The 6,116-nt window shown below is 64.7% G+C and carries 7 protein-coding genes; 4 read left to right on the forward strand and 3 right to left on the reverse strand.

Annotation, left to right across the window (positions count from 1 at the left end; genetic code table 11):
• Positions 1-37 precede the first annotated feature (37 nt).
• From ACZ6R6_RS08595 to ACZ6R6_RS08605, 3 genes are all read left to right on the forward strand, one after another.
• Positions 38-499: a YcxB family protein gene (locus ACZ6R6_RS08595; protein WP_470091334.1), complete on the forward strand. Its 462-nt coding sequence runs from the start codon at positions 38-40 to the stop codon at positions 497-499.
• Positions 500-1,073: 574 nt separating this feature from the next.
• The gene (locus ACZ6R6_RS08600) at positions 1,074-1,472 is read left to right on the forward strand and encodes a spore-associated protein A (protein WP_470091336.1); all 399 of its coding nucleotides are present in this window, start codon (positions 1,074-1,076) and stop codon (positions 1,470-1,472) included.
• A gap of 132 nt (positions 1,473-1,604) precedes the next feature.
• A complete protein-coding gene (locus ACZ6R6_RS08605; RefSeq protein WP_470091338.1) occupies positions 1,605-2,495 on the forward strand; it encodes a 3-methyladenine DNA glycosylase in 891 nt (296 codons plus the stop codon).
• Positions 2,496-2,930: 435 nt separating this feature from the next.
• Here the strand turns inward: ACZ6R6_RS08605 and ACZ6R6_RS08610 are convergent, their stop codons facing one another.
• The 3 genes from ACZ6R6_RS08610 to ACZ6R6_RS08620 form a co-directional block, all read right to left on the reverse strand.
• The gene (locus ACZ6R6_RS08610) at positions 2,931-3,344 is read right to left on the reverse strand and encodes a hypothetical protein (RefSeq protein ID WP_470091340.1); all 414 of its coding nucleotides are present in this window, start codon (positions 3,342-3,344) and stop codon (positions 2,931-2,933) included.
• Positions 3,345-4,150: 806 nt separating this feature from the next.
• A complete protein-coding gene (locus ACZ6R6_RS08615) occupies positions 4,151-4,468 on the reverse strand; it encodes a hypothetical protein (RefSeq protein WP_470091342.1) in 318 nt (105 codons plus the stop codon).
• 468 nt (positions 4,469-4,936) lie between these two features.
• Positions 4,937-5,305 carry a hypothetical protein gene (locus tag ACZ6R6_RS08620; RefSeq protein ID WP_470091344.1) on the reverse strand — a complete coding sequence of 123 codons (369 nt, stop codon included), beginning with the start codon at positions 5,303-5,305 and terminating at the stop codon, positions 4,937-4,939.
• A 262-nt stretch (positions 5,306-5,567) separates the two neighbouring features.
• On the opposite strand from ACZ6R6_RS08620, the gene ACZ6R6_RS08625 reads away from it, so the two are divergent.
• Positions 5,568-5,786: a hypothetical protein gene (locus ACZ6R6_RS08625; RefSeq protein ID WP_470091346.1), complete on the forward strand. Its 219-nt coding sequence runs from the start codon at positions 5,568-5,570 to the stop codon at positions 5,784-5,786.
• Positions 5,787-6,116: the final 330 nt, after the last annotated feature.

A 6,116-nucleotide genomic window follows, 5' to 3' on the forward strand; every position in this document is an offset into this window, starting at 1 on the left:
CTGGATGATGACCAGCACATCGGACGAAGGCAGCACAGTGGATTTCACAGTCGAATACGGCCCCACTCCCGACGAAGTGGCACGGGCGCTCCAGCAGGGCGCCAAGCAGCAGCTGAAAGTCGCCTATCTGGTGCTGCCGTCGGTCCTGTCCGTGTCGGGCCTCGTCTGCATCCTGGTCGACGCCGTCGGCATGGGTGTCGGCATGCTCGTCGGAGCGGTCATCTTCCCGTTCGTAATGGTCTGGTCAATCCGCCGGATCGCCAAGCGGCAGCTCACCTATCTCTGCGTGCCCACCGTTCTCCGGGTGACCGACGACGGGTACGAATACCGGACCGACCAGTCCGCCACCACGATGCGGTGGTCCCTGTTCGGACGGATCGTGACCGGCCCCGAGTTCTGGCTGTTCTTCGTGAACAGGCAGTGTGTGGCCTTCCTCCCCAGACGTGCCTTCGACAACGAGCAGCAGGCCGAATTCGACCGCTTCCTGGCCTCCCGATAGAACCCGGGCTCACCTGAGCACCGCCCCGTCGCCTCCTTGGGCCTGACCGCTCGTTCCTCTCCGGGGCCGCGACGCGGCGGTCGTGAGGGCTGTGAGGGCTGTCGTGGCACGGCCGGCGCCCCGGCCCGATCGCCGTTCAGGGGCGGGGTCTCACCTCGGTGATCGACGCGGTGAGAGGCATGGCCGAGACCCGATGGGCAGGCCGCAACCCGATGGACAGGCCGCAAGAGGATGGTGCCTCTCTGCGCCGATCTCTGTGCCAAGCATCAGGGATCAGTGGGCTCACCTGCATGAACGGCCACTGTGCACCGAGGGCGCACTGATCGGCGTCTGGTTTTACACGGCCTTGACGCTTACCTAACCGATATGTATAACGTACATGCAGATGATCGCGTGCGGCCGCCCTGAGGCCGTGGGACTCGACGGCCGCCGCGACGGGTCCGGCCCCGCCCGGCTGTCTTGTTGCCATGGCGACACCGGAAGGGCGTGCCTGCATCGATGCCTACCAGCCACGCAGGTGTGCGGCTGGAGAAGGTTCCGCTCCACCGAGCGATTACCAGTCAGGAGAATCTCTGTGCGTAAATTCAAGCGGGGGGCCACGCTCGCGCTCGCCACTGCGGCCGCGCTCGTCGGATCCCTCACCACCGGCAGCCCGGCGATGGCGGCATCCTCGCCGATCGCGGCATGCGGCGGCGGTTCCTACCACGTGATCGACCAGCACGACCTGGGCAGAGCCACCGTCTACCTGCTGTACAACGGCAGCACCAACTGCGTGGTCACCTGGAAGGACAGCCCGAACAGCGTCCGCGTCAACGCCGTGATCAGGCGCGAGCGCGGAAAATACGTCACCGACCCCGGTAACTTCTCGACCTACGCCGGCCCGGTGAAGATCTCCGCCGCGGGGAAGTGCGTCCAGTGGGGCGGCGATTACGGCAGCGCGCAGTACACCTCGCCCCTTGAGCACTGCGGCTGATCAGGACCCCTGACCCACGCGGATCCGCCCGGTTCCGGTCTCCCGCGGGTGGCCTGGTCCGGGCGGCCCCCTGCCGGCGCGGACGTCCGGGCGGCCTGCCGGACACCACCGGCCCGCGCGTACCATTCAGCGGTGGAAGTTTTGGAGCCGGAGGTGTGGCGGGCCCGGACGGAGGCGCACCGGAAACGGGTCGAGGAATGGACGGCGCCCCACCTGGCGCGCAGAGCCCGAGGCGAGACCCATCCCATCGAGGACTTCTTGTTCACCTACTACGGATACCGGCCGACGCGGCTGCGGCAGTGGCATCCGGGCACCGGGGTGGTGTTGAAGGAGGCGCGCGATTTCGGCCGCTTCTACCTCGACACTCCCGAGGGAGTCACGCTCGACACCGCGGCGCTGATGGACAGGCGCAGGGCCACCGTCGAGTGGATCGCGCGGCTGCTGGCCGCCACCGCGGCCCGGCCGGCCTATCTGGGCTGCTTCGGCCTGCACGAGTGGGCGATGGTTTACAAGGCCACGGAGATACGGCATGGCACCTGGCCGCTGCGGCTCGGCGGGGACGAGATCGCGGAGGTCGTGGAGCAGCGAGGCGTGCGGTGCGGTCATTTCGACGCCTTCCGCTTCTTCACCCCCGAGGCGCGCCCGCTCAACGCACTGCAGCCGACGCGGCAGCAGCAGTGGGAGCTGGAGCAGCCGGGCTGCCTGCACGCCAACATGGACCTGTACAAGTGGGCGTACAAGCTGTCACCCCTGGTGAGCAGCGAGCTGGTCGCCGACTGCTTCATGCTGGCCCGTGACATCCGCACCGTGGACATGCGGGCCAGCCCGTACGACCTGAGCTCGCTCGGCTATCGGGCGATCCGGATCGAGACGCCCGAGGGACGGGCCGAGTACGCCGCCGAGCAGCGGGGCTTCGCCGAGCGGGCGCGGCCACAGCGTCAACGCCTGCTCGACGCCTGCGAACAGCTGCTCGCCGCCATCGGAGCGTCACCGCCAAGCGTTCCCGGAAGGCGGGCGTCCTGACACCCACGGGCCGGTGATCAACTCGGTGAGATGTCGGAGGCCTTTCAGGACTCCGTTGAGACGACCACGTCTCCTCTCGCCTGACCTTCCCGTTCGCTGCCACCGTGACGGGCTGAGGTTTTGAAACCCGAACCCGAACCCTGGACCTGCGGACCTGCGGACCTGCGGACCTGCGGACCAAAGGGAGTCGATCCGGCCAAGGCCTGAGGCTCTGACCTGCAGGTGCGATGTCCGTGAGCATTCGCCCGGTTCCGGCGTCGTCCGCTCTTTCAGGTCAGGGCGGGCCGGCTAGCAGATCCCGACTCTGGAGACACGTGCCGCCCTCGACCGGCTCAACCAGAACCTCGACGGATGAACCCACCGCTACAACAGCATCCGCAGATCGAGAACTCCCTCAAGGTCCCCGAAGGGGTCTTCGGTCCATAGGTAGCTGGGTCAGCGATCAAACCAGGATCTCACCGAGGGAAGAAGGAGGAGAAGGAGCACGACCGCCGGCAGAAGCAGGTTCACGTCAAGCAGACTGCTGACACTGAGGTCAGAGCCAGCGATGAGAAGCGCAAGGTATCCGAACGTCAGGAAACCCTCGGCCACAAGCGCAGCGAACCATACCTTTCGCCTGCGATGACGCCATCTACCCGCCAACCAGCCGACCGGTATGGCAACCGCGACGCTGAACCCGGTGAGAAGGTACATGGCCCATGCCGCATCTTGCGGCTCGACTGTCGCCCCGATGAAGAGGACCGCGAGCAGCAGGCCTCCGACGATCCCGAAAGCTGCTTGGATCATCATGATGACCTGGGCGCTCTTCACTGTGGGCGACATGCCCTGGATCTTCTCGGACTCGACCACGGGACCTCTCAGGGTAAGGATCACCGATAACCCTACAAGCATGCGAGCTAGCTGATCATATGCGCCAAGGCAGGCCACAACGGCGATCAAGGCTCATTCCGAGAGAACAGGGATAACAACACCAAAGTTCCGCAGATCTGACACTCCAGGACCCTTTAGTGTTCCTGGCAAGGAATCCGGCAACCAGAGGTCGCCCACCTAACTGATCGTTCCTCAAGTGAGGTGCGGAGCAGCACTCGCCGTTCCACAGGCGTAGGCAGACGAAGAGATCTCGTTGTTTCACCGGGACCGCAACCGACAACGGCTGCACGCTCTCGCGTAGCGTGGCCCGCCCATCCGAGGACAGCTCCGACCCCCGACACGATCACAGCTCTGCCCCTCGACAGACGATGCTCACAGCCGCACGGGCGGCCTCCACGCCGCGGTCGAACTAGGCGCTTATGTCAAAGTCCGGTGGATACAAACCCTCGCCGGCAGTGGAAGAGGTTGGCGCGCTGCCCGGCGCGGGTGTTGAGACGGCTGCGACCGCACTGCTCGTTGGCGCGGAGGCCGTGGGCGCCGCACCACACGCGGTCAGGACCAATCCCACCGCGACGGTGACGGTCAAGGGCTTGGGCGATCCCATCCCATAAGCACGATCTGGCGGTGAGGGGCCGGGGACGTGGACGCACCATATGATCATGGTTCGTTATGCACTGGGTTCCCACGGGACTCTCAAGCCCCTGGCGAGAACCGGCCCTTGGAGGGCCGCTGATCACAGCCGGTCCCTGGAACTCCTCGCCGTGACCGTCGACGTGGCCTACTGATCAGCGTGGGCGGCTGAGGGCGACCTCGGCCAGATCCGTCCATTTCTCGGCCGAGGAGTGGGGCACGACCACCCAGTCCTTTACCTCCCTGCCCCGCCCCGAGGGGTCGAACAGAGACGCCCCGGGCAGTTTGAGCGCGGCCGCGTGCTCGGGGGTATCCCTGACCAGCCGGAACACCATCGCGCCGTCGCGCTGCAGGCTCGCGAACACCTTCCCCACCTGATCTTTGAGCGCGGGACTCCCCATCATCCTGGAGATCCGTACACCCAGGTCGGCCAGCTCGGCGCCGACCTGCTTGAAATCCTCTTCTGCGCTCATCGTCAGTCGGTCCCAAACTCCATGGCGGCGTGGTCGAGCAGCTCGTCGTGGTCGGGGCTCTTCCCGCGTGACGCGATCGCCTCGGCCCCACCTTCCGGCAGCACGGCGATCAGGCTAGTCGGCCTGACGGCACTGATCAAAGCCGGATGCGGGGTGCCGACCAGCCGAGTCCCGCCGCCGCTCCTCGACTGTGCGCGATAGATCACCGCCAGCGCCGGCCAGGGAAAATGTGAAGATCAGAGGTTAAAGACAAGGTTAGGGGCTGTTGCAGTGCTCGTTGCAGTAGACGACCTCTCGAACGCCGCGCACCTCGGATCGCGATCCCGCGGATAAAAAGATCGCCCTCTGGCCGTTCCGGACGGTTCAATGCAGGTCAGAGGGTATGCGTGGGCCATCCTGAACGGCTCTGAACGCCCCTGTGTTGCAACCCGAAGTGCAATCCCAGCGGCTACCAGATCGTCATTCTCTTCAGGTGGCGGCTCCCGCCCCTTTCCGTGGGGAGAAATGCGCAGCCTCGGGGCCGTGAAGACTGTCTTCGTCCAACGGAACGGTGAGGATGGCTTTGCTGAAGTCGATGATGATGTGCTCACCGGGCTTGATGCTGACAGCTTGGACGGTCCGTCCAATGAGAATGCACAGGGCATCTCGTGATCCCGGCTCGGGGAAGATCCATGTTTTGGGGCCGATTCGTATGTGGGGGTCCGTAAGTGCTGTGAGTTTTGGACCGTTGAAGTGGAACGCGACGATGTTCAACTCCTCACCGACGAGTCCGGCGGGGCCGTCCATGTCACAGGCCATCCGCTTGTTCTTCCGCCACGGATCCCGTGCTGTCAGCATGGAGTCATCTGCTGATGTTGCGGTGCCGAGCTGTGAAAACAGAGGTGTGGTTCAGAGCGAGGTGGTTGGCTGCGGGTCTCCCGGGCGACCGTGCTTCCCCGCCTTTTCTGGCATGTGATCAAGCTCGACGTCTGGAGACGATGAGCATGGAGCGGCGTCGACGGCGCGTGAAAGCTGACCGCAGGCAGACATCCGGGCGGAATCACCGATGGACGTAATCTGCAAGATCAGGCATGCTGGTTTCCCCTAGGTGGAGGATCAGATGACGATCGGGCTCACCGAGATTCTGCTCTTGCTGGTGGTATGGGGCGTTCCGGCGGTGCTGTTGTTCTTCTTCCTTTACTGGGCGATCCGCCTGGCGATCAGACATGAGAAGCGGCGAGTTCCGGGTCCTCGCGAGATCCTGGACCAGGAACGACGGGAACGTATGGCAGCGGAGCGTGCCGAGCACTATCGCACCAGAGGACGTCGACCCAACTGAACAAACGTCCGAAGGCATTCTTTTTCCTGAGGACTACGCCAGAAGCCGGTGAAGGCTCAGGCCCGGGAAATCATTCCCGACCTGGGCCTTCTCTCTTGGAATGGGCAATGGGAATCGATCCTGCGCTGCCACTGAGCTTGAAAGGCTGGTGTTACAGCGGTTCGAGGAGCAGGCCGGTCTGGGCGATGAAGCCGTCGAGCAGCGCAGGACGGTACTGCATCCGTTTGAGCTTGGCCTTGACCAGCGTGGTGAGCTGATCGACATCATGGGGAGCGAGGTTGGCCAGGCCGCGTTTGAGGACCGACCACACTCCTTCGGCCGGGTTCAACT

The organism is Streptosporangium sp. NPDC048886 (assembly GCF_055586905.1).